At 64.0% G+C, this 26,210-nt stretch carries 25 protein-coding genes and 1 tRNA gene; 14 read left to right on the forward strand and 12 right to left on the reverse strand.

The annotated features are described in order from the left end of the window. The coding region (locus CA2_RS05070) for a M14 family zinc carboxypeptidase (protein ID WP_042413319.1) at window positions 1-1,442 on the forward strand (1,442 nt) is incomplete at its 5' end. Between the two features lie 178 nt (window positions 1,443-1,620). Here the strand turns inward: CA2_RS05070 and CA2_RS05075 are convergent. Beyond that, a complete protein-coding gene (locus tag CA2_RS05075; RefSeq protein ID WP_169741445.1) occupies window positions 1,621-2,766 on the reverse strand; it encodes a GGDEF domain-containing protein in 1,146 nt (381 codons plus the stop codon). Between the two features lie 615 nt (window positions 2,767-3,381). Between CA2_RS05075 and CA2_RS05080 the strand changes: the two genes are divergently transcribed. From CA2_RS05080 to CA2_RS05100, 5 genes are all read left to right on the forward strand, one after another. Continuing rightward, window positions 3,382-3,600 (forward strand): hypothetical protein, encoded by a 219-nt coding sequence (locus tag CA2_RS05080; RefSeq protein WP_042413326.1) that lies wholly within the window; start codon window positions 3,382-3,384, stop codon window positions 3,598-3,600. Between the two features lie 29 nt (window positions 3,601-3,629). Continuing rightward, complete coding sequence (gene infA / locus CA2_RS05085; protein ID WP_042413330.1) at window positions 3,630-3,887, forward strand: translation initiation factor IF-1; 258 nt, start codon at window positions 3,630-3,632, stop codon at window positions 3,885-3,887. A 283-nt stretch (window positions 3,888-4,170) separates the two neighbouring features. After that, on the forward strand, window positions 4,171-4,956 hold the full coding sequence (locus CA2_RS05090; protein ID WP_042413334.1) for a YoaK family protein: 786 nt from the start codon (window positions 4,171-4,173) through the stop codon (window positions 4,954-4,956). A gap of 165 nt (window positions 4,957-5,121) precedes the next feature. Next, window positions 5,122-5,198: transfer RNA gene (locus CA2_RS05095), tRNA-Arg, on the forward strand. 83 nt (window positions 5,199-5,281) lie between these two features. Continuing rightward, window positions 5,282-6,289, forward strand: coding sequence for an NAD(P)H-quinone oxidoreductase (locus CA2_RS05100; protein WP_245620886.1), 1,008 nt, complete (start codon window positions 5,282-5,284; stop codon window positions 6,287-6,289). 135 nt (window positions 6,290-6,424) lie between these two features. Here the strand turns inward: CA2_RS05100 and pbpG are convergent, their stop codons facing one another. The 6 genes from pbpG to CA2_RS05130 form a co-directional block, all read right to left on the reverse strand. After that, window positions 6,425-7,552 carry a D-alanyl-D-alanine endopeptidase gene (gene pbpG / locus CA2_RS05105; protein WP_042413339.1) on the reverse strand — a complete coding sequence of 376 codons (1,128 nt, stop codon included), beginning with the start codon at window positions 7,550-7,552 and terminating at the stop codon, window positions 6,425-6,427. A 293-nt stretch (window positions 7,553-7,845) separates the two neighbouring features. Next, window positions 7,846-9,513, reverse strand: a complete 1,668-nt coding sequence (leuA, locus tag CA2_RS05110) for a 2-isopropylmalate synthase (protein WP_042413344.1) — start codon at window positions 9,511-9,513, stop codon at window positions 7,846-7,848. 228 nt (window positions 9,514-9,741) lie between these two features. Next, entirely contained in the window at window positions 9,742-10,578 is an 837-nt protein-coding gene (gene pssA / locus CA2_RS05115; RefSeq protein WP_042413346.1) for a CDP-diacylglycerol--serine O-phosphatidyltransferase, read from the reverse strand. Window positions 10,579-10,776: 198 nt separating this feature from the next. Then, window positions 10,777-11,793: a ketol-acid reductoisomerase gene (ilvC, locus tag CA2_RS05120; protein ID WP_042413349.1), complete on the reverse strand. Its 1,017-nt coding sequence runs from the start codon at window positions 11,791-11,793 to the stop codon at window positions 10,777-10,779. An 82-nt stretch (window positions 11,794-11,875) separates the two neighbouring features. Next, the gene (gene ilvN, locus CA2_RS05125) at window positions 11,876-12,367 is read right to left on the reverse strand and encodes an acetolactate synthase small subunit (RefSeq protein WP_042413352.1); all 492 of its coding nucleotides are present in this window, start codon (window positions 12,365-12,367) and stop codon (window positions 11,876-11,878) included. Window positions 12,368-12,544: 177 nt separating this feature from the next. Further along, window positions 12,545-14,332, reverse strand: coding sequence for an acetolactate synthase 3 catalytic subunit (locus tag CA2_RS05130; RefSeq protein ID WP_042413353.1), 1,788 nt, complete (start codon window positions 14,330-14,332; stop codon window positions 12,545-12,547). A 295-nt stretch (window positions 14,333-14,627) separates the two neighbouring features. On the opposite strand from CA2_RS05130, the gene CA2_RS05135 reads away from it, so the two are divergent. The 5 genes from CA2_RS05135 (at window position 14,628) to CA2_RS05155 (ending at window position 17,862) form a co-directional block, all read left to right on the forward strand. Beyond that, entirely contained in the window at window positions 14,628-15,200 is a 573-nt protein-coding gene (locus CA2_RS05135) for an RNA polymerase sigma factor (RefSeq protein ID WP_042413356.1), read from the forward strand. After that, window positions 15,197-15,667, forward strand: a complete 471-nt coding sequence (locus tag CA2_RS05140) for a DUF3619 family protein (protein WP_042413358.1) — start codon at window positions 15,197-15,199, stop codon at window positions 15,665-15,667. Before CA2_RS05135 ends, CA2_RS05140 begins: the two co-directional genes overlap by 4 nt. Window positions 15,668-15,730: 63 nt before the next feature. Beyond that, window positions 15,731-16,651, forward strand: coding sequence for a DUF3106 domain-containing protein (locus CA2_RS05145; RefSeq protein ID WP_081888872.1), 921 nt, complete (start codon window positions 15,731-15,733; stop codon window positions 16,649-16,651). A 101-nt stretch (window positions 16,652-16,752) separates the two neighbouring features. Next, complete coding sequence (locus CA2_RS05150; RefSeq protein WP_042413387.1) at window positions 16,753-17,226, forward strand: RDD family protein; 474 nt, start codon at window positions 16,753-16,755, stop codon at window positions 17,224-17,226. A 39-nt stretch (window positions 17,227-17,265) separates the two neighbouring features. Next, complete coding sequence (locus CA2_RS05155) at window positions 17,266-17,862, forward strand: LOG family protein (RefSeq protein WP_042413390.1); 597 nt, start codon at window positions 17,266-17,268, stop codon at window positions 17,860-17,862. Window positions 17,863-17,938: 76 nt separating this feature from the next. Here the strand turns inward: CA2_RS05155 and CA2_RS05160 are convergent, their stop codons facing one another. The 5 genes from CA2_RS05160 to CA2_RS05180 all read right to left on the reverse strand — a co-directional run bounded on the left by CA2_RS05160 (window position 17,939) and on the right by CA2_RS05180 (window position 23,334). Further along, on the reverse strand, window positions 17,939-18,277 hold the full coding sequence (locus tag CA2_RS05160; RefSeq protein WP_042413359.1) for a P-II family nitrogen regulator: 339 nt from the start codon (window positions 18,275-18,277) through the stop codon (window positions 17,939-17,941). A gap of 55 nt (window positions 18,278-18,332) precedes the next feature. Continuing rightward, a complete protein-coding gene (locus CA2_RS05165; RefSeq protein ID WP_042413362.1) occupies window positions 18,333-19,979 on the reverse strand; it encodes an NAD+ synthase in 1,647 nt (548 codons plus the stop codon). 254 nt (window positions 19,980-20,233) lie between these two features. Continuing rightward, a complete protein-coding gene (locus tag CA2_RS18725) occupies window positions 20,234-22,018 on the reverse strand; it encodes a methyl-accepting chemotaxis protein (RefSeq protein WP_042413364.1) in 1,785 nt (594 codons plus the stop codon). A 134-nt stretch (window positions 22,019-22,152) separates the two neighbouring features. After that, the gene (ppa, locus tag CA2_RS05175; RefSeq protein ID WP_042413367.1) at window positions 22,153-22,683 is read right to left on the reverse strand and encodes an inorganic diphosphatase; all 531 of its coding nucleotides are present in this window, start codon (window positions 22,681-22,683) and stop codon (window positions 22,153-22,155) included. Between the two features lie 120 nt (window positions 22,684-22,803). Then, on the reverse strand, window positions 22,804-23,334 hold the full coding sequence (locus CA2_RS05180; RefSeq protein ID WP_042413370.1) for an Mpo1 family 2-hydroxy fatty acid dioxygenase: 531 nt from the start codon (window positions 23,332-23,334) through the stop codon (window positions 22,804-22,806). 276 nt (window positions 23,335-23,610) lie between these two features. On the opposite strand from CA2_RS05180, the gene CA2_RS05185 reads away from it, so the two are divergent. Genes CA2_RS05185 through mobA form a run of 3 tightly spaced genes read left to right on the forward strand, consistent with a single transcriptional unit; the run spans window position 23,611 to window position 26,055 of the window. Beyond that, window positions 23,611-24,219 carry a DUF2889 domain-containing protein gene (locus tag CA2_RS05185; protein ID WP_042413373.1) on the forward strand — a complete coding sequence of 203 codons (609 nt, stop codon included), beginning with the start codon at window positions 23,611-23,613 and terminating at the stop codon, window positions 24,217-24,219. A 26-nt stretch (window positions 24,220-24,245) separates the two neighbouring features. Beyond that, the gene (gene moaA / locus CA2_RS05190) at window positions 24,246-25,382 is read left to right on the forward strand and encodes a GTP 3',8-cyclase MoaA (RefSeq protein ID WP_042413376.1); all 1,137 of its coding nucleotides are present in this window, start codon (window positions 24,246-24,248) and stop codon (window positions 25,380-25,382) included. A 13-nt stretch (window positions 25,383-25,395) separates the two neighbouring features. Continuing rightward, window positions 25,396-26,055: a molybdenum cofactor guanylyltransferase MobA gene (gene mobA, locus CA2_RS05195; RefSeq protein WP_042413379.1), complete on the forward strand. Its 660-nt coding sequence runs from the start codon at window positions 25,396-25,398 to the stop codon at window positions 26,053-26,055. The last annotated feature ends 155 nt before the right edge of the window (window positions 26,056-26,210 follow it).

Consider the following 26,210-nt stretch of genomic DNA (forward strand, 5'->3'; position numbering starts at 1 on the left):
CCCCCGGCCTGTCCGACGGGCGCCGCAGCCTGACCACCAACAGCGAGCTGACCGAGCTGCTGCGCGAGTTGAGCCAGGCCAGCACCAGTGGCGGCCCACGGCTGGGCGTGCTCAACAGCGGCAGCGCGCAAAGTGGCGCCCCCATCCTGGCGCTGATTGCCACGCAGAACCCCAGCATCTCGCCCCTGGCCCTGGAAGAAAGCGGGCGCCCCAGCGTCATGATCGTGGCCGGCCAGCAAGGCACGGACACCGCCGCCACCGAGGCCGCCCTGGTCCTGGCCAAAGAGCTGGGCACCGGCGGTCTGCTGGCGCCACTGCTGGACAAGATCAACATCATCCTGGTGCCACGCGCCAACCCCGACGGCTTTGACCAGGGCCGCGCCACCACCGCCGATGGCACGGACCTGCGTTTTGACCACCTGCTGCTCAAGACACCGGAAGCGCGCTTCCTGGCCAAGCTGGCGCGCGACTACCGCCCGGCCATCGTGCTGGATGCCGGCGAATTCGCCGCCATCGAACCCACGCTGCAGCGCTTTGCTGCCGTGCGCGCCAACGCCATGGGCCTGCAGTACGGCATCACGCCGAATGCCCACGAGTTCGTGACCAAGGCCGCGCGCGAGTGGCTGCACGAACCCGTAGTGCAAGCCCTCAGCCAGGCGCGGCTGCGTGCCGACTGGGCGTTCACAGCCACCGGCAGCGACGCCGCCGCCGGCTTTGCCATGGGCGGCCTGGCCCCCACCACGCTGCGCAACGCCTCCAGCCTGAAGAACATGGCCAGCATGGAAACCCTGAGCCGCGGCAGCGACCTGGGCCGCACCCACATCCAGCGCCGCGTGCACAGCCAGGTCAAGGCCATGATGGCGGTGCTGCAGAACGCCGCCCAACGCGCCGACAACCTGCGCCAGGTGAGCGCCTTCGTGGCGCGCGATGTCGCCTCCAAGGCCTGCCGCAGCACGCTGACCGTGCAGGCGCAGCCGCGCCAGGAACAGCGCGAAGTGACGCTGGTGGACGCCCAGACCGCCCAGTTGGTGCAAAAGCCCGTGGCATGGACCAGCGGCATGAGCATGGTGCAGCCACGCCAGCGCCACCAGGCCTGCGGCTACTGGCTGTCGCCGAATGCCGTGCAGGCCACCGAGCGCCTGAGCATGCTGGGCGTGATCGTGCAACGCGTGGGCGAACTCTCGCCCATGCAGGTAGAGACCTACCAGGCCGCCACACCCGGCACCAGCACGCCCACGGCGAATGTCACGCTGGCCCGCACAGCCATGGAGGCCACGCCCGGCAGCTACTACGTCAGCATGAACCAGCCTCTGGCCTACCTGGCGGCGGCAGCCCTGGAGCCCGACACCCCGTACAGCTACATGAGCCACGGCGTGCTGGGCGGTCTGGGCGACGTGGCGCGGGTGGTGACACGGCCCAACATCGTGTTCGACGAGGATTGAACCCCCCCGCGCGACAAGGTCCGCCATACCGCACCCGCAGCGGCGCTCAACAAAAAGCCCCGTACTGGTATCCAGTGCGGGGCTTTTTTACACTACATCAACGATAGCAATCAGCGCTCACTGCACCTGGGCTGCAGCCACTTTGGACTCATAGACGGCCACCACAGCGCCCGATGGTTCAACCCTGCACCACGGCCGGTGCCACAGTGGCGGGCGACAGCGCCGCCATGCTGCTGACCACGCGGTTGCGCCCGGCCCGCTTGGCCTCGTACAACAGGGTATCCGCATGCCGCAGCAGCGTCTGCAGGGAAGCCATGGCATCGCACATCACCACCCCGAAGCTGGCGGTCAACGGCTGGGGCAGCAGGCGCAGCGACTCCAGGGCCAGCTGCTCGCGCATGCGCTGCACCACCGCCACCGCGCCCTCCAGGTCCGTGCAGCGCAGCATCAGCACAAACTCCTCGCCCCCAAAGCGCACCACCAGATCGTCCTGGCGCACATGCTGTACCAGCACCTGCGCCACCAGTTTGAGCACCTCGTCACCCATGCCATGGCCCAGGTTGTCGTTGATGTGCTTGAAATGGTCGACATCGCAGACCACCAGGGCCCACTGCCCGCCAGGCTGGCGCATGCGCGCCGGGGCCTGCTCGAAGAAGGCGCGGCGGTTGAGCAGCTGGGTCAGCGAATCGCGGTCCCGCTCGTGCTTCAGGATCACGAACATCTCGCGCACACTGACGGCCAGCAGCACGGCGATGAACCACAGGCTCAGCAACAGGTTGACCGCCAGCATCAGCAGCCACAGGGGCGAGCTCGACAGCTCCGGCAGCGGACCCTCCCACAGGAACACGGCCACCATCGCCGGGCGCAGCACCGAATACGCCACAAACACCAGGTAGGAGGCGCGCAGCAGGCGCTCCAGCCCATGCACCGGCCGGCGCTGCCGGTACACGGCCATCACCCCCAGCAGCAACAGCAGCACCATGGCCAGGTTCAGCACCAGGATGCGGATGCGCAACTGGTCGGTGACCTGCGAGAAGTAATACAGCAGCCCCAGCGCCAGCACGCCCACGACCGCCGCCAGTCGGGGGTGGGCCGCGCCCCCGTACTTGAGCGCCATGCCCTGGGCCATGGCCCACAGGCCGGACAGGTAGAACGCCCCCAGCAGCACAGCCGTGCGCGCCAGCTGCTCGTTGCTCATCAGGGTCTGCGCCGCCAGCGGCACTGCGGGCAGGATGTAAGCCGCCGCCAGCCACAGCAGGTAGCGATGCTGACGCAGTACTGTCCAGCAGACGACCAGGGCCAGGCCGAGCAGCACCCCACACACAGGCACGATCAATGAGAAATACTGGCTGGCTTGCAAAAATGGATCTCGAATATCAAGGGCAATCGCAAAGTCTAACGCTGGCCTCATTTGGCAAGCAGTTTTCCTGCATGAACGGGGGGATTCTCCGCATCAGGCTCACCGCGCACTGGAGACGTTGGTGTGCAGGGTTGGTGCGCACACCCCAGGATTGCTCTTTTTTCATGAGCATCCATCGCATTATGGATAAGCGCCAAATCCATTTTCAGCATCCATCAAACTTCCTTCCAACCCCAAGCCTGCATCCCCTCCCAAGTCATTCATTCTTCCGACGAAAAACCCGCAGGCACCTGCCTTCCACCTGCACCACCCAGGCGGCGCGGCATTTTATGCGGCTTGCATATAAAGTAAGTTTCTTTTATAATCCTTGGTTTTCAGGGGCTGGGCTTGTGGCTCCTGGGCAGCGCCTCTGCACCGCGCTGCCGCACCCAGGGCTTCGCCCCAGCAAGACATTGCCATCACCACAAGCCGCCGCCCGCCCCCGGGCCGTTGCCCTTCGCCGACTCCGAAGGGATATTTTTTAACCATTCTTTTCTGCCTGGCTGCCACCCGCTCAGGGTCTGCGCCAGCTTCGACACCATGCACCATGCTTCGATCACCGAGCGTGTCGGCCACTATGTGGTCACCCCGCTCACCCACACCACCGCCAGCGGCAAAGTGTCCGCGGCGGTCTCCATCCGCCGCGGCGTCTATGACCGCGTCTTCCGCTTCATCGACCAGTTCGACTCGCGCGCCAGCGCCACCCGCTACGCCTTGCAAGAAGGCCGCAGCATGGTGCTGTGCAACCAGCTGAGCTGACCCCACCACCACAGAGGAGTGAAATCACATTGGCCAAAGAAGAACTGATTGAAATGCAAGGCCGGGTGGACGAAGTGCTGCCCGATGCCCGTTTTCGCGTCACCCTGGACAACGGACACCAACTGATCGCCTACTCCGGCGGCAAGATGCGCAAGCACCGCATCCGCGTGCTGGCCGGCGACAAGGTCAGCCTGGAAATGTCCCCCTACGACCTGGACAAGGGCCGACTGACATTCCGACACATCGAACAGCGCAGCGGCAGCCCTGCCCCGCAGCGCCGCCGCTGAGCGCCCCGGCGATTGCATCCTTCTCAGCCCGCCCTGCAGCGGGCTTTGTTTTTTGCGCCATGTCCCGCTCCACGGGCATCTTGAAAGCATAGCGCGCTGCGCTTGCCAGGCAATGGTCTGCAGGGGCTTCATGCTGCAAGCACCACACCCATCCACCTCAGCGGGCCTGCCTTGCAGTACCCGCGCGACTACGCCTGCACCCTCGTAGGATTTGACCGACAATTCCAGGCGACATGCAAGGGCGGCCACCCCGGCCGCCCCAACCAACGTTTGCAGGGATGGAATGCGCAGACTTCGCCACCTGACCAACCGACACCGGGCACCGTCCACCAACATGGCCCTGGGGCTGCTGCTGGCCTTCAATGCCGGCGCCGTGAATGCGGGCGGCTTCCTCATCCTCGGCATGTACACCTCGCACATGACGGGCTTTGCCTCGCAACTGGCCGACGGTCTGGTGCTGGGCAACGGTAAGCTGCTGCTCAATGCCCTGGGCGCCATCCTGGCCTTCATGACCGGCGCCGCCGTGTGCGCCGTGCTGGTCAACTGGGGGCGCCAGCGCCAGCTGTACAGCGTCTATGCCCTGCCCCTGATGCTGGAGGCGCTGATGCTCTTTCCCTTCGGCCTGATGGGCACCGTCACCCTGAACTGGAACACCCCGTTCGCCGTGCCACTGACCGTGCTGCTGCTGTCTTTCATGATGGGCCTGCAAAATGCCGTCGGCTCGAAGACCTCGGGGGGCAGCACGCGCACCACGCACATGACCGGCAACTTCACCGACCTCGGCATGGAACTGGGCAAGGCCCTGTTCTGGCGCCGCCAGCGCCGGCAGTCCGCCACGGCCCTACCCACTGTGCAGCACGACTGGCGCCGCATGCGCATGACGGCCGGGCTGATCGCGATGTTCGTGCTGGGCGGCATCACCGGCGCCCTGGGCTTCAAACACATCGGTTTTTTCTGCGTGGTGCCGCTGGCCCTGCTGCTGCTGGCCCTGTCCGTGCCGCCGTTTCTGCGCGATGCCGCACACTCCGCGGAACTGCAGGCCCTGTGGCGCAGGTTCCACCAACGCTGAGGCTGCGGCGCCCGCCCCCATGCCCTGTTGCAGGTCGCGGGGCGCCAAATCGGGGCATAATGACGCCCACTCATGAAGATGGCGTTTTACAAATGCGGAGCGCTCCGCATTTGATCAATCAAACGCTACTCTTTATGAAGCTACAGGCACAGATACACAAACGCGGTGGCGTTAGCTCAGTTGGATAGAGCAACAGCCTTCTAAGCTGTGGGTCACTGGTTCGATTCCAGTACGCCGCGCCATCTCTGCACCAGCCCCTATAAGCCGTCCGATGCCTGCATCGCACGGCTTTTTTGTTTTCCGCAACCACCATAACGAGACAGCCATGCCCACCCTGCCCACCACCATGCTGGCCGCCGCCCACCACGGGTTCGGCGACCCCGAGGTTCTGCAGCCCACCACGATGCCGCTGCCCAGCCTGCGCCCCAACGACCTGCTGGTGCGCGTGCGCGCGGCCGGTCTGAACCGTGCCGAGATGAACTGGCGCCAGGGCAAGTACGGCGCGCAGCCCGGCTTTGGCGACAGCGACGCGGTGATCGGCCTGGAGATGGCCGGCGAGGTGGTGGCCATCGGCCCCGAGGCCCAGGGCTTTGCCATCGGCGACCGCGTCATGGGCATTGTCGGCGGCGGCGCCTATGCCGAATACGCCCGCATCGATGCCGGCATGGCCATGCACACGCCCGACAACCTGAGCGATGAGGAAGCCGCGTGCATCCCCGAGGCCATGGTCACCGCACACCACGTGCTGCTGCACCTGGGCGAGATGCAGCCCGGCGCCCGCGTGCTGGTCCACGGCGCGGGCGGCGGCGTCGGCACCTCGCTGATGCAGATGGCGCGCATGGCCGGCGCGCGCACCATCGTCACCACCAGCAGCGCTGGCAAGCACGAACGCCTGCGCGAACTGGGCGCCGACATCACCATCGACTACGCCAGCCAGGACTTCGCCGAAGTGATTGCCCGCGACGTGCCTGGCGGGCGCGTGGATGTGGTGATCTGCAACATGGGCGCCCCTTACCTGGAGCGCAACCTACGCAGCCTGGAAGCCGGGGGCTGCCTGATCCAGCTGGGCCTGCAGGGTGGCGCCCAGGGCAGCCTGCCCATGGATGTGCTGATGACACGCCGGCTGCGCATCGAAGGCACGGTGATGAAATCCCTGACCCCGGCGCAGAAGGCTGCCATGACCCAGCGCTTTGCGCAGCGCTGGCTGCCGGTGATTGCCCAGCGCCAGCTGCTGCCGCTGATCGAGCGCAGCTACCCGCTGCGCGAAGCGGCCCAAGCGCACCGCCATTTCGAGCAGCAACAACCCTTCGGCAAGCTGCTGCTGCGCTGCTGAACGCCGCAGCCAACAAAAAAAGAGAGCTGTCAGCGCTTGCAGTGATTGGGTTTCAGGATGTTTTCCATCCTAAACCGGCACACAACAAGCGCCAGCAGCTCTCTTTTCAGATGAGTTCTGGGCGCGTCGGCAGACTTACTTGCTGGCCGCCAACAGGCTGTGGCCACCGGCCTCCACCCAGCTGCGCACACGCTCGGCGTCGCCCAGTCGGCTGTACTTGCCCACCGAATCCAGGAACACCATGATGATCTTGCGACCCGCCACCTCGGCCTGCATCACCAGGCAACGGCCGGCTTCGGAGATGTAGCCGGTCTTTTGCAGGCCGATCTCCCAGTGGTCGCTCTTGACCAAGCGGTTGGTGTTGTTGAATTGCAGGGTGCGGTTGCCCACGGCCACTTCGTAGCTGGGCGAGGTCGAGAATTCGCGTACCAGCGCGTTGGAATGCGCCACGTTCACCAGGGTCGCCAGATCATGGGCGCTGGACTGGTTGCGGCTGGACAGGCCGGTGGGCTCGACAAACTGGGTTTCCGACATGCCCAGCAGCTTGGCCTTCATGTTCATCAGCTGCACAAAGTGCTGCAGGCCACCGGGGTAGGTGCGGCCCAGCGCATGCGCAGCGCGGTTCTCGCTGGACATCAGCGCCAGGTGCAGCATCTCACCACGGGTCAGCGTGGTGCCCACGCGCAGGCGCGAGCTGCTGTTCTTTTCGGTGTCGACGTCTTCCTGCGTAATGGTGATCATTTCATCCATCGGCAGCTTGGCCTCGGCCACCAGCAGGCCGGTCATCAGCTTGGTGATCGACGCGATCGGCAGCACGGCGTGGTCGTTCTTGCGCAGCAGCACCTCGCTGGTTTCCTGGTCCATGACCAGGGCCACGCTGGACTTCAGGTCCAGCGGATCGGACACCTGGTGCAAGCCGGCCAACTGGCCAAAGGACGGACGCGCCACCACGGCGGCGGCCGCAGCAGCACCAGCAGCCGCCGCGGCGACCGTGCGACGTGCAGCGGGCTTGGCCGCAACCTTGGTCTGCTGAGCCTTGGCCGGACGCGCCACTGCCACCTTGCGGCTGGAACTGGCGGGAGACTTCTGGGCCACGGCCTTGCGCACCACGGGCGCTTTTTGCTGCTTTGACGCAGTGGCAGTCTTTTTGGCAGGTGCCGTCTTGGATGCGTAGGCGGCCGGGGTGGCCAATGCGCAACTTAGTGTCAGGAATGCCAGGGCTTTGGCGATGCGCGCATACGCAACAGAGGATCGGTGGTGCATGCAAGTGCTCCAAACAACAGACGACGGTAGAAGTGCCGGTAACCACCAAAAAAGTCGTGCACTCACGCGAATTGCACGACTTTTTGGACAGAAATTAGGGAAATTATAGGACGGCCGCTACCGTTTGTAGCAAGGAGTTAGCACTCAATCGCATTTATTTGAGAGCAAACAATACAGGCGGCATCGCAGCTGGCACCTGCGATACCGCCTGTCATGCGACAGATTTCACCATCCGGAAAGTCAGCAGCCCGGCGGCACTTGCGCGCACAGCGCAAGCGCACCAGAGCGCTGCATCAGGCTGCCGCCGTCTGTACGGCCGGGGCGCGTCGCACACCGGACAAAATCGCACGAATCGACGCCGAGACGATGTTTGCATCAATGCCCACACCGAACACCGTGTGGCTGTCGTCCACACGCACTTCCACATAGGCCACGGCCTGGGCGTTGGCACCCTCGCCCACGGCATGCTCGCTGTAGTTCATCACGCGCACGCTGCGGCCCAGGGATTGCGACAGGGCCTGCACAAAGGCATCGATAGGGCCGGTGCCCTTGCCTTCGAGCACGCGCTCCTGGCCGTCCCAGTGCAGCTTGGCGTTGAGCGTGACCTCGCCGTTTTCTTCTGCCAGACGGTATTGCGGGGCCTGTGCCACATCCATGCCGAATTCCTTGCGGAAGATCTGCCACAGGTGGTTGGCGGTGAACTCGGTGCCCAAGGCATCCATTTCACGCTGCACGACCTGGCTGAACTCGATCTGCAGGCGGCGGGGCAACTGCAAACCGTATTCGGCTTCGAGCAGGTAGGAAATGCCGCCCTTGCCGGACTGGCTGTTGACGCGGATCACGGCTTCGTAGCTGCGGCCCAAGTCCTTGGGGTCGATCGGCAAATAAGGCATGTCCCAGATGTCACCTTCCTGGCGCGCACTGAAGGCCTTCTTGATCGCGTCCTGGTGCGAACCCGAGAACGAGGTGTAGACCAGCTCGCCCACATAGGGATGGCGGGGGTGAACAGGCAACTGGTTGCAGTACTCCACCGTGGCACGGATGCCGTCGATGTCCGAGAAATCCAGGCCCGGGTTGATGCCCTGGATGTACATGTTCAAGGCCACGTTCACCACATCCAGGTTGCCGGTGCGCTCGCCATTGCCGAACAGGCAGCCTTCCAGGCGGTCGGCGCCGGCCAGCAAGGCCATTTCCGCGGTGGCCGTGCCCGTGCCACGGTCATTGTGCGGGTGTACCGACAGCACGATGGAGTCGCGGCGGTTCACATGGCGGTGGGTCCACTCCACCATGTCAGCAAAGATGTTGGGGCTGGAGTGCTCGACCGTGGTGGGCAGGTTGATGATGCACTTCTTCTGGGGCGTGGGCTGCCAGACATCGGTCACGGCATCAATCACACGCTTGGAGAACTCCACCTCGGTGTCCGAGTACATCTCGGGCGAGTATTCAAAGGTCCAGTCAGTGTGGGGGTGGTCGGCCGCAATGTCCTTGAACAGTTGGGCATTGCTGCGGGCCAGTTCGACGATCTCGTCCTCGCTCATGCCCAGCACCACGCGGCGCATCACCGGGGCCGTGGCGTTGTAGAGGTGAACGATGGCGCGGGGCACGCCTTCCAAGGCTTCAAAAGTGCGGCGGATCAGGTGTTCGCGCGCCTGGGTCAGCACCTGCACGGTCACGTCATCGGGAATGCGCTTTTCCTCGATCAGCTTGCGCATGAAGTCGAATTCGATCTGCGACGCCGAGGGGAAACCGACTTCGATTTCCTTGAAACCGATCTTCACCAGCTGTTCGAACATGCGGATCTTACGCTCGATGTCCATGGGCTCAATCAGGGCCTGGTTGCCATCACGCAGGTCCACACTGCACCAGACCGGTGGCTTGGTGATGGTGGCGTCGGGCCAGGTGCGATCGGTCAGGCGCACTGGCACAAAAGGACGGTATTTGCTGGCGGGGTTCTGCAACATCGACATGGGGCGCTCTCTTTCGTGGATCAAGAAAATGTGGCCTGGACTCCAGCAACCCCAAACAAAAAAGGCCCGTCGCTGGAAGCTACGGGCCTGGGAAGTAGGGTGTGTGTACGCGCGCGCTACTAGATCTGCCCGTTGGACATGGTTGGTAGTAGAGCTAGCGACAGGTTTTGCATGCGGACAACTCTAGCACAGTTTCTGGGAAAGTGTTGCCCGCATTTGTGCTCAATCGTGCAAACCGCGTTCTTCCGGCTCTTCCTTGGAAGTGCTGATCACGCTGGTGCGCTGACCCTTGGACTTGCGCCAGGCGTAGACGGCATAGCCGCTGAAGCCATAGATGGCGAACACGGCAAACAGCACGGTGGGCGTGTGGATATTGATGATGGCGATGCCCAGCACGATCAGCACGATCGCGGCGAACGGCACGCTGCGCTTCATGTTCACGTCCTTGAAGCTGTAGAAAGGCACGTTGGTGACCATCGTCAGACCCGAGTACAGCGTGAGAAAGAACATTACCCACATCAGTTGCACCCAGGTCAACACGCCATCCTCACCGCGCACCACGCCGTAGTCGTTCAGCACCCACATGAAGCCGACGACCAGCGCCGCCGCCGCGGGCGAAGGCAGCCCCTGGAACCAGCGCTTGTCCACCACGCCGGTGTTGACGTTGAAACGCGCCAGACGCAGCGCTGCGCACGAGCAGTAGACGAAGGCGGCAATCCATCCCCAGCGCCCCAGGCCCTTGAGCGCCCATTCGTAGGCAACCAGTGCTGGCGCCACGCCAAACGAGACCATGTCGCACAACGAATCCATCTGCTCGCCAAACGCGCTTTGCGTGTTGGTCATGCGGGCCACGCGGCCATCCAGGCTGTCCAGCACCATGGCGCAGAAAACGCCAATCGCGGCCAGATCAAAGCGGCCATTCATCGCCATGACGATGGCATAGAAGCCGCCGAACAAGGCGGCCAGCGTGAATAGGTTGGGCAGGATGTAAATACCCTTGCGGCGCTTGCGAACCACCACGCCGGCGTCGCCCGCTTGGGCGTCGTTGCTGTCATGCATGTAATGCACCTCCAGAGCGCTGCCGCAAGCATCCGCGGCAGCTATTAAAACCATAGTATTTTAAGCAGATGGCTTGCACCATCTGGATGACAGCCAGTGTAGCGGCGTTGGCTTTGCCCCCAACAAAGAAAAAAGGCCACTGCACAGGCAGCGGCCTTGGGCTGCCGTAGCCTGGCTGCGGCAGGGGATGCACCAGCATCAGTTGCGGGTCTGGTCCACCAGCTTGTTCTTGGCGATCCAAGGCATCATGGAGCGCAGTTGGCCACCGACCTGCTCGATGGCGTGCTCGGCGTTCTGGCGACGGCGGGCGGTCATCGAGGGGTAGTTCAGGCGACCTTCGCTGATGAACATCTTGGCGTATTCACCGCTCTGGATGCGCTTCAGGGCGTTGCGCATGGCCTTGCGGGATTCTTCGTTGATGACTTCGGGGCCGGTCACGTACTCGCCATACTCCGCGTTGTTGGAGATGGAGTAGTTCATGTTGGCGATGCCGCCTTCGTACATCAGGTCCACGATCAGCTTCAGCTCGTGCAGGCACTCGAAGTAAGCCATTTCAGGGGCGTAGCCCGCTTCGGTCAGGGTCTCGAAGCCCATCTTCACCAGCTCCACGGCACCGCCGCACAGCACGGCCTGCTCGCCGAACAGGTCGGTCTCGGTTTCTTCCTTGAAGTTGGTCTCGATGATGCCGCCCTTGCCGCCGCCGTTGGCGGAAGCGTAGGACAGGGCCACGTCACGGGCCTTGCCGGACTTGTCCTGGTAGATGGCGATCAGGGAAGGCACGCCGCCGCCCTTCAGGTATTCGGAGCGCACGGTGTGGCCGGGCCCCTTGGGGGCGACCATGATCACGTCCAGATCGGCGCGGGGCACGACCTGGTTGTAGTGCACATTGAAGCCGTGGGCGAACGCCAGGGTCGCGCCGGACTTGATGTTGGGCGCCACGTTGTTGTTGTACACCTCGGGGATGTTCTCGTCGGGCAGCAGGATCATGACCACGTCGGCCGCCTTGACCGCATCGTTCACTTCCATCACGGTCAGACCGGCCTTGCCGACCTTGTCCCAGGAAGAGCCGCCCTTGCGCAGACCGACAATGACCTTCACGCCGCTGTCATTCAGGTTCTGTGCGTGGGCGTGGCCTTGGCTGCCGTAGCCGATGATGGCCACGGTCTTGCCCTTGATCAGGCTCAGGTCACAGTCTTTGTCGTAGAAAACTTTCATGGTTGGCTCCAGTGGTTTGTTGGGGTGTTGAAACTTGGGAATTCAAAAAATCAGTGTACGCGGCAAACGACAGGGTTATGCCTCAGACACGCAAAATGCGCTCGCCGCGACCGATGCCCGAGGCACCGGTGCGCACGGTCTCCAGGATGGCGGTGCGGTCGATGGCCTGCAAGAAGGCATCGTTCTTGGATTGGTCGCCGGTCAGCTCGATGGTGTAGCTTTTCTCGGTCACGTCGATGATGCGACCGCGGAATATGTCGGCCATGCGCTTCATCTCCTCGCGCTCCTTGCCCACGGCGCGCACCTTGACCATCATGAGTTCGCGCTCGGTGTAGGCGCCTTCGGTCAGATCGACCACCTTCACAACTTCGATCAGGCGATTCAGGTGCTTGGTGATTTGCTCGATGATGTCGTCCGAACCGGTGGTCTGGATGGTCATGCGCGACAGCGACGGGTCTTCCGTCGGTGCCACGGTGAGCGACTCGATGTTGTAGCCGCGGGCCGAGAACAGGCCGACCACGCGCGACAGGGCTCCGGGCTCGTTCTCGAGCAGCACGGCAATGATGTGTTTCATGGTGAAGGATTCCTCTTTTCGCTGCCCTCCCCCGCGACCGGTAAGCCGCAGGTTTGGCAGACAATAGATTCGTCAAAATTCGGAGCGCCGTGCGCAAGCCATGCTTACGGTTGCAACTCCTATCACTTGGAAACATAGCGCTGGCATGCGCCAACAGCTATGTTTTCACAAGCATGCTCAGAGGTCGTCCGGCCCCAGCAGCATTTCGGTGATGCCCTTGCCCGCCTGCACCATGGGGAACACGTTCTCCGTGGGGTCGGTGCGGAAGTCCAGGAACACGCACTTGTTCTCTTCGCGGGCAATCCGGCGCGCTTCCTTCAAGGCCGCTTCGACCTGGGAAGGGTCCTCGATCAGGATGCCGGCGTGGCCGTAGGCTTCGGCCAGCTTCACGAAGTCGGGCAGCGAATCCATGTAGCTGCTGGAATAGCGGCCCGAGTATTCGATCTCCTGCCACTGCCGCACCATGCCCAGGTAGCGGTTGTTCAGCGCACAGATGATCACCGGGGTGTTGTACTGGCGGCAGGTGGCCAGCTCCTGGATGTTCATCTGGATCGAGCCTTCGCCCGTGATGCAGAAGACTTCCGCCTGTGGCTTGGCCAGCTTGATGCCCATGGCATAGGGCAGGCCCACACCCATGGTGCCCAGCCCACCGGAGTTGATCCAGCGGCGGGGCTCGTCAAAGCGGTAGTACTGCGCGGCCCACATCTGGTGCTGGCCCACATCGGAGGTGATGTAGACGTCTTCGCCCTGGGTCATGTTGAACAAAGTGTCCACCACGTACTGGGGCTTGATGACGTCCTTGTTGTCGCGGTCGAACTGCAGGCAGTCGCGGCTGCGCCAGGCTTCGATCTGCGTCCACCACTGGGCCAGGGCCCCGTCGTCGGGCTTGGTCGTGGTTTCACGCACCATGGCAATCAACTCGGCCAGCACCTCTTTCACATCGCCCACGATGGGCACATCCACCTTCACGCGCTTGGAGATGGAGGAAGGGTCGATGTCGATGTGGATGATCTTGCGCTCCACCGACATGAAGTGCTTGGGGTTGCCCACCACACGGTCGTCAAAACGCGCGCCCACAGCCAGCAGCACATCGCAGTTCTGCATGGCGTTGTTGGCTTCGATCGTGCCATGCATGCCCAGCATGCCCAGGAACTTGCGGTCGCTGGCCGGGTAGGCACCCAGGCCCATCAGCGTGTGCGTGACGGGGTAGCCCAGCATGTCCACCAGGGTGCGCAGTTCGGGGCAGGCATTGCCCAACAGCACGCCACCACCGGTATAGATATAGGGACGCTTGGCGCTCAGCAGCAATTGCAGGGCCTTGCGGATCTGGCCGGAGTGCCCCTTCTTGGCCGGGTTGTACGAACGCATTTCCACGCTTTGTGGGTAGCCGCTGTACGCTGCCTTCTTGAAGGACACGTCCTTGGGAATATCGACCACCACCGGGCCGGGTCGGCCGGTGCGCGCCACATGAAAAGCCTTTTTCATGGTAATCGCCAGGTCGCGCACATCCTTGACCAGGAAGTTGTGCTTGACGATGGGGCGGGTGATGCCCACGGTGTCGCACTCCTGGAAGGCATCGGTGCCGATGGCAGCCACCGAGGTCTGCCCGCTGATGACCACCAGCGGAATCGAATCGGTATAGGCCGTGGCAATGCCGGTCACGGCGTTGGTCAGTCCAGGACCGGAAGTGACCAGTGCCACGCCCACTTCACCAGTGGCACGGGCAAAGCCGTCGGCAGCGTGCACGGCCGCCTGCTCATGGCGCACCAGCACATGCTCGATGCTGTCTTGCTTGTACAGCGCATCGTAGATATAGAGCACCGCGCCACCTGGGTAGCCCCACAGGTGCTTCACACCTTCAGCTTGCAGTGACTTGACGAGGATTTCGGCACCCATCAGTTCCTGGGTACCAGCTTGCGAAGAGGCCGCCGCCGCGTTGGCGTGCTCTGCTTTGGAGATTTCCATGATCCACCTTTGTGAATTTCTCTAACGAAAAACCTTGGGTGCCCCTCGCCAGCGTCCTTGTGGGACAGGTTCAGGACTTAAGGCCAAAGGACATGGGCGTGAGGGTGTACGCCGGACCTTGACCCGTTTGCCTTGTTGAATTGCAAGCACCCATTATGGCACTGCAACATACGGTTTGGCGAACGCTTTTCGGCAGTTTGCCAACGCGATGCGATAATCAGGGTCTTTGCGCAAGATGCATCCAGTTACAGCTGCATGGATTTTGTGCGTTATCGACTTACCGGGCACTTCTGTCTTGGCCACCGAACAAGAGCTATCTGACTTCCTAAAAGGCGTGGAGAAACGAGCGTTCAAACGTTCGGTTTACCACGTCCGCGACGAGGAGGCCGCCTTGGACATCGTGCAAGACAGCATGCTGAAACTGGCGCAGCATTACGGCGACAAACCCGCGCAGGAACTGCCCATGCTGTTCCACCGTATCTTGTCCAATTGCACCCTGGACTGGTTCCGGCGACAGAAAACCCGCAACGCGTTGTTTACCAATATGGAAGACCTCGCGCATGGAGATGACCCGGACGACGAACGGTTTGATTGGATGCAGACCTATGCCTCCGACGAGCAGCAAGAAGCCAGCCAGAGTGCCGAAGCCCTCACCCAGCGCGCGCAATTGTTACAAAGTATTGAAAATGAAATTCAAGCTTTGCCTGCGCGTCAACGGGAAGCGTTTTTGCTGCGTTACTGGGAAGACATGGACGTGGCGGAAACCGCCGCCGCCATGGGCTGCTCAGAGGGCAGCGTGAAAACCCACTGTTTTCGCGCCATCCAATCGCTGAGCAAAGCGCTCAAAGCCAAAGGAATCGAGTTATGACCACACCTTCGCACCATGATGAACTTGCGGCCGACACCTTCGCCCGCAAGCTGGCTGCGCACCTGTCTTCTGCAGATGCCAACCTGCCGTATGTGGTCACCGAGCGCCTGCGTGCAGCCCGCGTCCAAGCCGTGTCCCTGCGCAAACGCAGCTCGGCGCCGTTGCGCGCCCTGCACACGGAGTCGGCTCCCACCCTGCTGGGCACGCAGAACGGAACCGCCATTCTGGGAACTCGCAGCGACCAAGGTGACTCTACGCCCCTGTGGCTGCAACGCCTGCTGACGGCCCTGCCGCTGGTGGCACTGGTGGCGGGTCTGGCATTCATCGGCGCCGAGCAGGACAGCCGCGCCACCGTGGATGTGGCCGAAGTGGATGCTGCCTTGCTCACCAGCGAGCTGCCTCCAGCCGCATTTACCGATCCGGGATTTCAGCAATACTTGCAGACCACCGTGTCTGACACCCCCTAAGAAACCGCTCCCTGCCGCACCAAGCCCCTGGGGCTGGTGTGCAGTTGTTACACTCGGCCCTACATGCCACTGACCTCTGCTCCCTCAACAATTTCACGCTCGTCCTGGATCGCTGTTGGCTTGGCGAGCGTGCTGTTGCTGGGCTTGGCCGCAGGGGGCATCTGGAGCAGCTACCAAGTCACCATGGTGCCCAGTGCCGTGCCGCCGGGCATGGCCGTGGAAGAGCAAGGGGATGGCGCCTCCCTGACCACCGACACCCACTCGCGCTTGCGTCTGAGCGCAGCCGGCCCCAGCTGGCGCGAAATCAGCGAAGCCCAGCGCCAGGCGCTCATGCCCTTGCGCGATCGCTGGAACACCATGGGCGCCCTCGCCAAGCGCCGCTGGCTGGTGCTTGCAGACCGTTATCCCACCATGGATGAGGCCGAGCGCAATCGCCTGGTCAGCCGCATGACCACCTGGGCCAACCTGAGCGTCCAGCAGCGCAACCAGGCCCGTATCAATTTTGAGAGCGCAAAGCGCTTGTCTGCAGAGGAACTGCAGTCAAAATGGGATGCCTACCAGGCCCTGAGCGAAGCCGAAAAGCAACGCTTGGCCGAGCAGGCCCGCAAGGCCAAGGCAGCCAAGAAATCCAAACGCCGGCTGGCCCAGGTGCCCCCCCCCGCGCCGCCGGCCGTCAAGGACGACAAACCGGTCAAGACCGCCCCACTGCCTGCCGTCATCACCCAGCCCGTGGCCACACCTTCAGTGGTGGAAAGCGTGCCGGTGTTCACACCCCAAGCCGCCCCAGCGGTGCAGCTGACACCCCTGGAACAGAAAAGCGCCAAGCCCGAAGCCCCGGCAGCGGCCAGCCAGCCCGTGGCCGTACCACAGGCAACCCCGGCCCTGGTGCTTCCGCCCTTGCACCCCGCCACGGATCCCCACCAACCGGCCACTGCAACACAGCCGCCTGCTGCACATCCCCCAGCTCCCGCCGCGGCACAATAATCCCCTTCCGCCCGGAAGCTGCCCATCGAGCCTGCATGCCCCCATCCGCCCCATCCCCGTTGTCGCTCGCCCCACTGCACGCGCCCAGCCTGCGCCGGCGCATGGCTTGCTGGCTGTACGAAAGCCTGTTGCTGTTTGGCGTCGTGTTCGTCGGGGGTCTGGTGCTGGGCAGCGCAGGTGTCCTGTTTGGTCACCCCCTCTCACCCAAGACACTGCAGGCCCTGTTGTTCGTGGTGCTCGGCATTTACTTTGCGTGGTTCTGGAGCAAGGGCCAGACCCTGGCCATGAAGACCTGGCACATCCGCGTCGTGGACCAGCAAGGCCGGCCACTGACACGCGTGCGTGCGCTGGCACGGTACGCCCTGTGCTGGCTGTGGTTGCTGCCCCCGCTGGCATTGCTGGCGCCGTTCCACCTGCCCTGGGCCGAAGTCGCCGTGCTCACCACGGGCTGGGTCGCCGTGTGGGCCTTGCTCAGCCGCTTTCACCCCGAGCGCCAGTTTTTGCACGATGTGCTGGCCGGCACCCGTCTGGTGGCCGAGCCCGCCGCATTGACCCCGCCCCGCCCTCAACCCTGAGGATTGCGGACGTTGGCGGCCACCACCAAGGATCTCCCCATGCACCAGCCCCCTGCTTTTTCCATCTGCGTTTACTGCGGCTCGCGCCCCGGCGAAGCTGCTGCCTATGAAGCTGCGGCCCGCGCCGTCGGCACATGGATTGGCCTGCGCGGGGGGCAACTGGTGTACGGTGGCGGAAAAACCGGCCTGATGGGCATGGTGGCCGAGGCCACCAAGGCCGCCGGTGGCCGCGTGGTCGGCATCATCCCCCAGGCGCTGGTCGACAAGGAGCTGGCGAACGCCGCGTGCGATGAGCTGCACATCGTCACCACCATGCATGAGCGCAAGGCGATGATGGCCGAGCGCAGCAATGCTTTCCTGGCCCTGCCCGGCGGGATCGGCACCTTCGAGGAGCTGTTTGAAGTCTGGACATGGCGCCAGCTGGGGTACCACGACAAGCCCATCGGCCTGCTGAATGTCGAGGGCTACTACACCAACCTGCTGGCCTTCCTGGAGTCCACCGTGCACCAGGGCTTCATGGGCGCCTGGCAAATGGACCTGATCCGCAGCAGCGACAGCCCGGCCGAATTGCTGAAGTTCCTGGTCGAATCGGCCGGCACAGCCCCCGAAAGCCAGAACCTGCGCGAAGTGATCTGACTTCCCGGCTCGGCCATCTGGCCTGCACACAAAAAAAGCGATCTTTCCAGATCGATTTTTTCATGTGCGGCGCCACTCAGATCGCCGCGCTGTCCAGGTCACCGGTGCGAATGCGCACCACTTTTTCCACGGCAGTGACGAAGATCTTGCCATCCCCGATCTTGCCCGTCCGGGCAGCCGCCACGATCGCATCGACACAGCGGTCCGCATCTTCCGTCGCCACGGCCACTTCAATCTTCACCTTGGGCAGGAAGTCCACCACATACTCCGCGCCACGGTACAGCTCCGTGTGACCCTTCTGCCGGCCAAAGCCTTTCACTTCCGTCACGGTCAGGCCCGTCACGCCGCACTCAGCCAGAGCTTCGCGCACCTCTTCGAGCTTGAAAGGCTTGATGATGGCAGTGATCATTTTCATGGTGAGGACTCCAATTTGAATTGCAAAACTAAGACAGAGGGGCAGCCAGCAGGCACTAGCGCCTGAAGCCGTTGGTGATCGGGCAGCGCCAGTCTTTGCCAAAACTGCGCGGCGACAGACGCGGGCCCACCGGGGCTTGCCGGCGTTTGTATTCATTGATGCGGATCAGACGCACCACACGCTCCACATTCTCGGGCGTGTGCCCCTGGGCCAGGATGGTTTCGATGGGCTCGTCATTTTCCACATAACGGCGCACGATGTCGTCGAGCACCGGGTACGGCGGCAGGCTGTCCTCATCCTTCTGGTCGGGGCGCAGCTCGGCGCTGGGCGGACGGGTGATGATGCGCTCAGGGATGGGGTGCAGACCGGTCCCGAAGGGGTCGTTGGCATTGCGCCAGCGCGCCAGCGCAAACACCCGGGTCTTCAGCACATCTTTGATCACGGCAAAACCGCCGGCCATGTCGCCGTACAGCGTGCAGTAGCCCGTGGCCATTTCACTCTTGTTGCCGGTGGTCAGCACCACGGCGCCAAACTTGTTGGACAGCGCCATCAACAGCGTGCCGCGGATGCGCGCCTGCAGATTCTCTTCGGTGGTGTCTTCGGCCCGCCCCTGAAACTGGGTGGACAGGGCGGCCTTGAAGGCTTCGAACTGCGGCGCGATGTCGATCACCTCATGGTGCACGCCCACGCGATCGGCCATTTCCTGCGCATCTTTCCAGCTGATGTCCGCGGTATAGGGCGAGGGCATCATGACCGTGCGCACACGGTCCTTGCCCAATGCATCCACGGCAATCGCCAGCACCAAGGCGGAGTCGATGCCGCCCGACAAGCCCAGCAAAGCCCCCGGAAACCCATTCTTGCCGACGTAATCCCGCACGGCCAGCACCAGGGCATCCCACAGGGCGGCGTTGTCGTCCTGGACGGGGTCAATCTGGCCCGCCAGCTGCACGCCGTCGGCCTGCGGCTGGACAGCCACCTGCGCCAGCACCTGTTGGAACGCAGGCGCCCGCATGGCCACGGTGCCATCGGCCTGCAAGGCAAAGCTGCCCCCATCGAACACCAGCTCGTCCTGCCCGCCCACCATGTGGACATACACCACAGGCAAGCCGGTTTCCATGGCACGCTGCGCCAGCACGGCCTCGCGCTCGGACTGTTTGCCCAGGTGGTAGGGCGAGGCATTCAGCACCAACAGCATCTGTGCCCCGGCAACCTTGGCCGCCTGCGCGGGACCGGTGACCCAGGCATCCTCACAAATCAGCACCCCAGCCTTGACACCCCCCACCTCCACCACGCAGGCCTGCTGGCCCGGCGTGAAATAGCGCAGCTCATCGAACACGCCATAGTTGGGCAGCGCATGCTTGACATACTGCCCCAACACCCGGCCCTGACCGATCCAGACCGCCGTGTTCTGGCGGTGCAGGGTGCCCGGTACCGCCTGGGTGCAGCCCACCAACAGGCGCAGGTCTGGCCAGGCGGCACTGGCTGCAACGACCTGCTGCAGCGCAGCATCGCTGGCCTGCTGGAACGAAGGGCGCAGGAACAGATCCTCGGCCGCATAACCACACAAAGCCAGCTCCGGCGTTATCAGCAAGGCAGCGCCCTGGGCATGGGCTTGCTGGGCGGCTTCGATAATTTTTTGTGCGTTACCGCTCAAGTCTCCGACCGTGAAATTGAGCTGAGCAATGCAGATGGAAGTGGTCATGAAAATTAAAGCCCGCAGGCCTGCCAAAACACCAAGCGTTGCTGCCTGTGCGCCTTGTCACACACCCTGGCAGGCAAAGAAAGCGATTATCACTCCCTCACAGGATTGCGACGGCCGCAAGGAAATTGCGTGCCATCCCAGTACTTCGGTACGCACCAACGCCGCCATCGCAGACTTCCCAGAAAACAGGCCAAGCCCCGAAGACAGGAGGCTTGGCGATGGCGGCCTGCCCGGCACGCCACCCGGCGTGTGCCTCAGAAGGACTCCCAGTCATCCTCACGCGCCGTGACGGCCAGGGCCGGTTTGGCCGCGGGGACTGGCGCTGCTTCAGCCACGGCCCGGGTGCGGCCTCCAGGTGCTGCGGGCGCAGCGGATGCAAGCGCCACCGAAGCGGTCCGGGGCAAGGCCTGCGCTGGCAAAGCGACCGGCCGTGCCGCGGTGTGCGACAGCACGGCGGCCTGCGCCGGCTTGACCTTGAAGCTGGACACCGCGTCCACCAGCTGCTTGGCCTGGTGCTGCAGGCCCAGCGCGGCGGCCGCGCTTTCCTCGACCAGGGCGGCATTCTGCTGGGTCACCTGGTCCATCTGCGCAATCGCATCACTCACCTGCCCCACGCCCTGGCTTTGCTCCTTGCTGGCGGCACTGATCTCGCCCACCAGATCGGAGACATGGCGGATGGCCGTGACCACCTCCTGCATCGTGGCGCCGGCCTCGGCCACCAGATGGCTGCCCTGCCCCACGCGGTCCACGCTTTCGGTGATCAGCAGCTTGATTTCCTTGGCCGCGTCGGCGCTGCGGCCCGCCAGGGCGCGCACCTCGCCGGCGACCACGGCAAAGCCGCGGCCCTGCTCGCCCGCACGGGCAGCTTCGACTGCCGCATTCAGCGCCAGGATGTTGGTCTGGAAGGCAATCCCGTCGATCACGCCGATGATGTCGGCGATCTTCTGGCTGCTGGCATCAATGCCTTTCATCGTGTCCACCACCCGCGCCACGACATCACCGCCACGGGCGGCGACCTGCGAGGCATTCATGGCCAGCTGGTTGGCCTGGGCCGCACTGTCCGCGTTGTGCCGCACGGTGGAAGACATCTGCTCCATGGAAGCCGCCGTCTGCTGCAAGGCGCTGGCCTGCTCCTCCGTACGGCCGGACAGGTCGGCGTTGCCTGAGGCGATCTGCTCGCTCGAGGCCAGCACGCCCTGGGCATTGGTGCGCACATGGCTGACCACACGTTCCAGCTTGTCGCGCATGGACACCAGCTCCTGCAGCAGAACACCCATTTCATCGCGTCCGCCGCGGGGAATGTCCTGGGTCAGATCGCCTTCGGCAATCTGCAAGGCCGCATGCACCGCCTGCTTCACCGGCACGGTCACCGTGCGGGTGATCCACCATCCCCAGACCAGGGCCACCGCGGCACTCAGCCCCATGCCCAGCAGCACCCAGGTCACCGCAAACTGGTAGCTGCGCGTGGCCTCCTGGGCGGTCTGGTCGGCCTGCTCGCGGTTGACGCTGGACAGCTGGCCCAGCGCATCCAGCAGGTTCACGAACGCGGGCTCTGCCGTGCCCACGTAGAAGTTCGTCACGGCATCGCCCAGCAGCAAATCGCCTTCGGGCTGGCTGTAGTCCTTGTCGCGTGCCTGCTGCACAAAGCTGGCATGCGTCTGGGCATATTGGCCACGCAATTGCTGGTAGCGCTCCCAGAGCTGCTGCTCCTGCGGCTGGCGCGCCAAGGATTCATAGCTGCGCTCGTGCGCCTGGATCTCTTCCTGCACCCGCGTGATCTGGGCCACATAGCCGTCCACTTCGGCCACGCTGTTCACATTCAGGATGCCGGCTTCTGCACGGCGCAGGCGGCTCCACAGCTCGCGCAGGCTGCTGACATCGACCACGCTGGGCATGGCGTGCTGCACCACGGCCCGGGTGCTGGCATCCATCTGCCGCATCTGCCACAAAGAAATGCTGCCCAGCGCCAGCGTGAGCAACGTGACCAGTGCAAACCCGGCCCCCAGCTTGGTGGCCATCCGCATATTTGCCAAAAACATCTCGTCTCCAAGTGGACGCGGGGCCGAACAAGGGCAAAAAAAATGCAGACCCCGCCAAGGGTCTGCACATTAACAAACAATTACAAAGGTTTTTGCATTCCATTTGCGAAAACCAGGTTTCGCAAATGAAATTTTTAGGCCTTGTTGTAGTTGGCGATGCCGTCCACGATTTCCTTGTGGGCCTCGTCCACGCCCTTCCAACCCAGCACCTTCACCCACTTGCCCTTTTCCAGGTCCTTGTAGTGTTCGAAGAAGTGGGCGATCTGGTTCAGGGTCAGCTCGTGCACATCGGCCAGGCTTTCGATCTTCTCGTAGGCAGGCAGAATCTTCTTGGTGGGCACGGCCAGCACCTTGCCGTCCACGCCGCCTTCATCTTCCATGTGCAGGATGCCGATGGCACGGCAAGGCACGACCACGCCGGAGGGCAGCGGGAAGGGGGTCATCACCAGCACGTCCACGGGGTCACCGTCACCCGCCAGGGTCTGGGGCACATAGCCGTAGTTCACGGGGTAGTGCATGGCGGTGCCCATGAAACGGTCCACGAACACGCAGCCGGTTTCCTTGTCCACTTCGTACTTCACGGGATCGGAGTTGGCGGCGATCTCGATCACCACGTTGAAGGTTTCAGGGGCGTTCTTGCCGGGTGTCAGCTTTTCGAAGGACATGATGTTTGATCAGGTTGTGAAACAAAACCCCGCGAGGGGCAACCCGAGGATTTTAGAGGCATGCCCTTGCTGACTTCTTGCAGTGCGCTGGAATATCCGCGCCACCCGGCCTTGCGCCGCTCACAGTGAGGCGGGACGCGCGCCATGGCGCACCGGGCCGGAGCGGGCCTCAATGGCCTGCTGCACCTCCTTGCGCAGCCCCAGCGCAAAGCCCATTTCCGCCAGCACGAACAGCGGCCCGATCAGCAGACCGACGATGTCGTCCATGAAGGCCGGCTTGCGCCCTTCCCAGTAATGGCCCACGAACTGGATGACCCAGCCCACCACAAACAGCCCCACGCCCCAGCCCAGCCACAACGCCGTGGTCTGCTGGGCCAGCCACACGCCCACGGACAACATGCCCCCCAGCACCACGGCCAGGGCGATGCCGTAGCGGGTGTCCAGCAGCATGTAGTACACCGAGGCGGCCAGGGCCGCCAGCACCGCAGGGCTGACGGCCAGGCCACTGTCTCCCCAGGCCCAGCCGGGGCGCGACAGCAGGATCACCACGGCGAACAGGATCATCGGCACGCCCACAAAATGCGTCAGGATGTTGCGCCCATCGCGGTGGTACTCCGCGTACTGTGCCAACTGGTCCACCAAGGTTTTCATCACGGCCTCCCGGGCATCGCTAAGATCCTTGCATGCTGGTGGAGGGGCCACGCGCTGTCTACAGGGCTTGCCCTTAGAAAATTAGATAGCTGAATGCGCAGGCGGCATGCGCGCTACAGGCCTTTTTGCCTCACAAGGCGTAGCCTGGGTGACTGCACACTGGCGCCCAGCTGCCGACAATCGCCGCCACGTTGTGGCAGCGCGGCGGGGGATGCGGAATGCCCAAGGCACCCCCCCTGGCCGGACATGCGCTGCCGGCCCCACCCCACCAAGCCTATGCCCCTTTCCACCCCCACGATTTCACGCACCCCCCAGCACATCCGCCAGGTCCACTACCGCAGCTTCGAGCGCGCGGACGGCCTGTGGGACATCGAAGGCGAGCTGCTGGACACCAAGGCCATTGACCTGCCGCGCCCCAATGGCAGCGGCGTGCGCAAGGCCGGCGACCCCATCCACCACATGCGGATCCGCGTCACCGTGGACACGCAATTGGTGGTGCAGGCGATTGAGGCCTCGCTGGAAGCGCACCCGGTGCAAGGCTGCCCCGGCGCCCTGGCCGGCATGCAGCGCATGGTGGGCTGCAGCATGGCGCGGGGCTGGCGCAAAGCGATTGACACGCACCTGGCCGGCATCGCGGGCTGCACCCACCTGCGCGAGCTGCTGAACAACATGGCGACCGCCGCGTTCCAGAGCATCGTGTCGGCCTTCAGCACCACGCCCGACCAGCCCCCGGCCTATCTGGGGCGCTGCACGGGCTGGGACTTCCACGGCCCCGCCGTGCTCCAGTACTACCCCCAATTCGCCGGCTGGCGCCTGCCCGAAGGCAAGGGCCCGGCCCTGCCCCCCGCCACGGCTGTTACAAACCCCACAGCCCCGCACGGCTGAACACCATCGGGCACAATCGCTGGCCTATGGTAGATCGCGTGATTCCCCTGGTCGAGCAACGGTATGGCCTGCTGCAGGCCCCCCTGAACGCCGCGCCGATTGTCCCCACCGGGCAATTGCAGGATAGCCGCGCGCGGCCGCTGCGCGACCTGCGCATCAGCGTCACCGACCGCTGCAACTTCCGCTGCGCGTACTGCATGCCCAAGGAAGTCTTCGGCAAGGACTACGCCTACCTGCCGCACAAGGCCTTACTGAGCTTTGAGGAGATCACGCGGCTGGCCCGCCTCTTCACCCAGCACGGCGTGCGCAAGCTGCGCCTGACCGGCGGCGAACCCCTGCTGCGCAAGGACCTCGAGCGCCTGATCACCCAGTTGTCGGCCCTGCGCACGCCCGAAGACCAGGCCCTGGACATCACCCTCACCACCAACGGTTCGCTGCTGCGCCGCAAGGCCCAGTCCCTGAAGAACGCCGGCCTGCAGCGTGTCACAGTCAGCCTGGACGGTCTGGACGACGCCGTGTTCCGCCGCATGAACGATGTGGACTTCCCCGTCTCCGATGTGCTGGATGGCATCGAGGCCGCCCGCACGGCGGGGTTGTCGCACATCAAGGTCAACATGGTGGTCAAGCGCAGCACCAATGTGGACCAGATCCTGCCCATGGCGCGCCACTTCCGCGGCACGGGCGTGACGCTGCGCTTCATCGAATACATGGACGTGGGCGCCACCAACGGCTGGTGCATGGACGACGTGCTGCCCTCGGCCGACGTGGTGCGGCTGATCGATGCCGACATGCCCCTGGTGCCGCTGGAGCCCACAGCCGTCGGTGAGACCGCCCAACGCTGGGGCTACGCCGGGGCCGATGGCCGCCACGACCCCAGCCTGGGCGAGATCGGTGTCATCAGCAGCGTGACCCAGGCCTTTTGTGGCGACTGCAACCGTGCCCGCCTGTCCACCGAGGGCCGCCTGTACCTGTGCCTGTTCGCCAACCAAGGCTGGGACCTGCGCGAGCTGCTGCGCAACGCCTCCGACGATGCCACCATCAGCAACGCGATCGCCCACATCTGGGGCCAGCGCGATGACCGCTATTCGGAACTGCGCGCCAACCTGCCGCCCGACACCGCCGCCGGCCGCAAGCGGGTGGAGATGAGCTACATCGGTGGCTGACCGGCAAACGCCCATGGACTCCAGCCCCCCTCACACCCCAAGCGCCCTACTGCCTGCCGCGAACATCACCGGCATGGTGCTGGCCGGTGGCCGCGGCAGCCGCATGGGTGGCGTGGACAAGGGCCTGCAAGCCTTTCTCGGCCAGCCCCTGGCGCTGCACGCCCTGCAGCGCCTGCAACCCCAGGTGGGCACGTGCATGCTCAATGCCAACCGCCACCTGGAGGTCTACCAGGGCTTCCACGTGCCGGTGCACCCCGATGTGCTGCCCGACTACGCCGGACCCCTGGCCGGTTTTCTGACCGGCCTGACGCACTGCACCACCCCCTGGCTGCTGACCGTGCCCTGCGACAGCCCGCGCTTTCCGCGCGATCTGGCGGCGCGCATGGCCGCCACCGCCGTGCGCGAGCACGCCCAGATCGTGCTGGCCGCAGGCCCCGAAGCCGGGCGTGACGGGGCACTGCAGTTGCGCCCCCAGCCCGTGTTCGCCTTGCTGCACCGCAGCCTGCTGCCCAGCCTGCAGGACTTTGTACAGCAAGGGGGCCGCAAGATCGACGCCTGGACCGCGCAACATGCCCAGGCCCTGTGCCACTTCGATGCGGCGGGCGACGATGTCCATGCCTTCGCCAACGCCAACACGCTGCAGGAACTGCACCTGCTGGAAGACTCGGCCTAAAGCTTGCCCTGCTTGGACGATTGTTGACGCCAGGCACACCCGAAGCCCATCCCCTCTGTCACCAAGGCCATGCACTGAGCACTGAGCACTGAGCACTGAGCACTGAGCACTGAGCACTGAGCACTGAGCACTGAGCACTGAGCACTGAGCACTGA

Origin of the sequence: Comamonas aquatica NBRC 14918 (genome assembly GCF_000739875.1) — a bacterium.
In the GTDB taxonomy this organism is placed as follows: Bacteria; Pseudomonadota; Gammaproteobacteria; order Burkholderiales; family Burkholderiaceae_C; genus Comamonas; species Comamonas aquatica.

Bases quoted from the DNA above. Each gene is read 5' to 3' on its own strand.
- pbpG (WP_042413339.1), bottom strand. From the start codon at position 7,552: ATGCACCACCGATCCTCTGTTGCGTATGCGCGCATCGCCAAAGCCCTG.
- CA2_RS05145 (WP_081888872.1), top strand. From the start codon at position 15,731: ATGCCACTGACCTCTGCTCCCTCAACAATTTCACGCTCGTCCTGGATC.
- CA2_RS05100 (WP_245620886.1), top strand. From the start codon at position 5,282: ATGCCCACCCTGCCCACCACCATGCTGGCCGCCGCCCACCACGGGTTC.
- CA2_RS05130 (WP_042413353.1), bottom strand. From the start codon at position 14,332: ATGGAAATCTCCAAAGCAGAGCACGCCAACGCGGCGGCGGCCTCTTCG.
- mobA (WP_042413379.1), top strand. From the start codon at position 25,396: ATGGACTCCAGCCCCCCTCACACCCCAAGCGCCCTACTGCCTGCCGCG.
- pssA (WP_042413346.1), bottom strand. From the start codon at position 10,578: ATGCATGACAGCAACGACGCCCAAGCGGGCGACGCCGGCGTGGTGGTT.
- ppa (WP_042413367.1), bottom strand. From the start codon at position 22,683: ATGTCCTTCGAAAAGCTGACACCCGGCAAGAACGCCCCTGAAACCTTC.
- ilvC (WP_042413349.1), bottom strand. From the start codon at position 11,793: ATGAAAGTTTTCTACGACAAAGACTGTGACCTGAGCCTGATCAAGGGC.
- CA2_RS05155 (WP_042413390.1), top strand. From the start codon at position 17,266: ATGCACCAGCCCCCTGCTTTTTCCATCTGCGTTTACTGCGGCTCGCGC.
- CA2_RS05160 (WP_042413359.1), bottom strand. From the start codon at position 18,277: ATGAAAATGATCACTGCCATCATCAAGCCTTTCAAGCTCGAAGAGGTG.
- CA2_RS18725 (WP_042413364.1), bottom strand. From the start codon at position 22,018: ATGTTTTTGGCAAATATGCGGATGGCCACCAAGCTGGGGGCCGGGTTT.
- moaA (WP_042413376.1), top strand. From the start codon at position 24,246: ATGGTAGATCGCGTGATTCCCCTGGTCGAGCAACGGTATGGCCTGCTG.
- CA2_RS05185 (WP_042413373.1), top strand. From the start codon at position 23,611: ATGCCCCTTTCCACCCCCACGATTTCACGCACCCCCCAGCACATCCGC.
- ilvN (WP_042413352.1), bottom strand. From the start codon at position 12,367: ATGAAACACATCATTGCCGTGCTGCTCGAGAACGAGCCCGGAGCCCTG.
- CA2_RS05140 (WP_042413358.1), top strand. From the start codon at position 15,197: ATGACCACACCTTCGCACCATGATGAACTTGCGGCCGACACCTTCGCC.
- leuA (WP_042413344.1), bottom strand. From the start codon at position 9,513: ATGTTGCAGAACCCCGCCAGCAAATACCGTCCTTTTGTGCCAGTGCGC.
- CA2_RS05165 (WP_042413362.1), bottom strand. From the start codon at position 19,979: ATGACCACTTCCATCTGCATTGCTCAGCTCAATTTCACGGTCGGAGAC.
- CA2_RS05090 (WP_042413334.1), top strand. From the start codon at position 4,171: ATGCGCAGACTTCGCCACCTGACCAACCGACACCGGGCACCGTCCACC.
- CA2_RS05080 (WP_042413326.1), top strand. From the start codon at position 3,382: ATGCACCATGCTTCGATCACCGAGCGTGTCGGCCACTATGTGGTCACC.
- CA2_RS05180 (WP_042413370.1), bottom strand. From the start codon at position 23,334: ATGAAAACCTTGGTGGACCAGTTGGCACAGTACGCGGAGTACCACCGC.
- CA2_RS05150 (WP_042413387.1), top strand. From the start codon at position 16,753: ATGGCTTGCTGGCTGTACGAAAGCCTGTTGCTGTTTGGCGTCGTGTTC.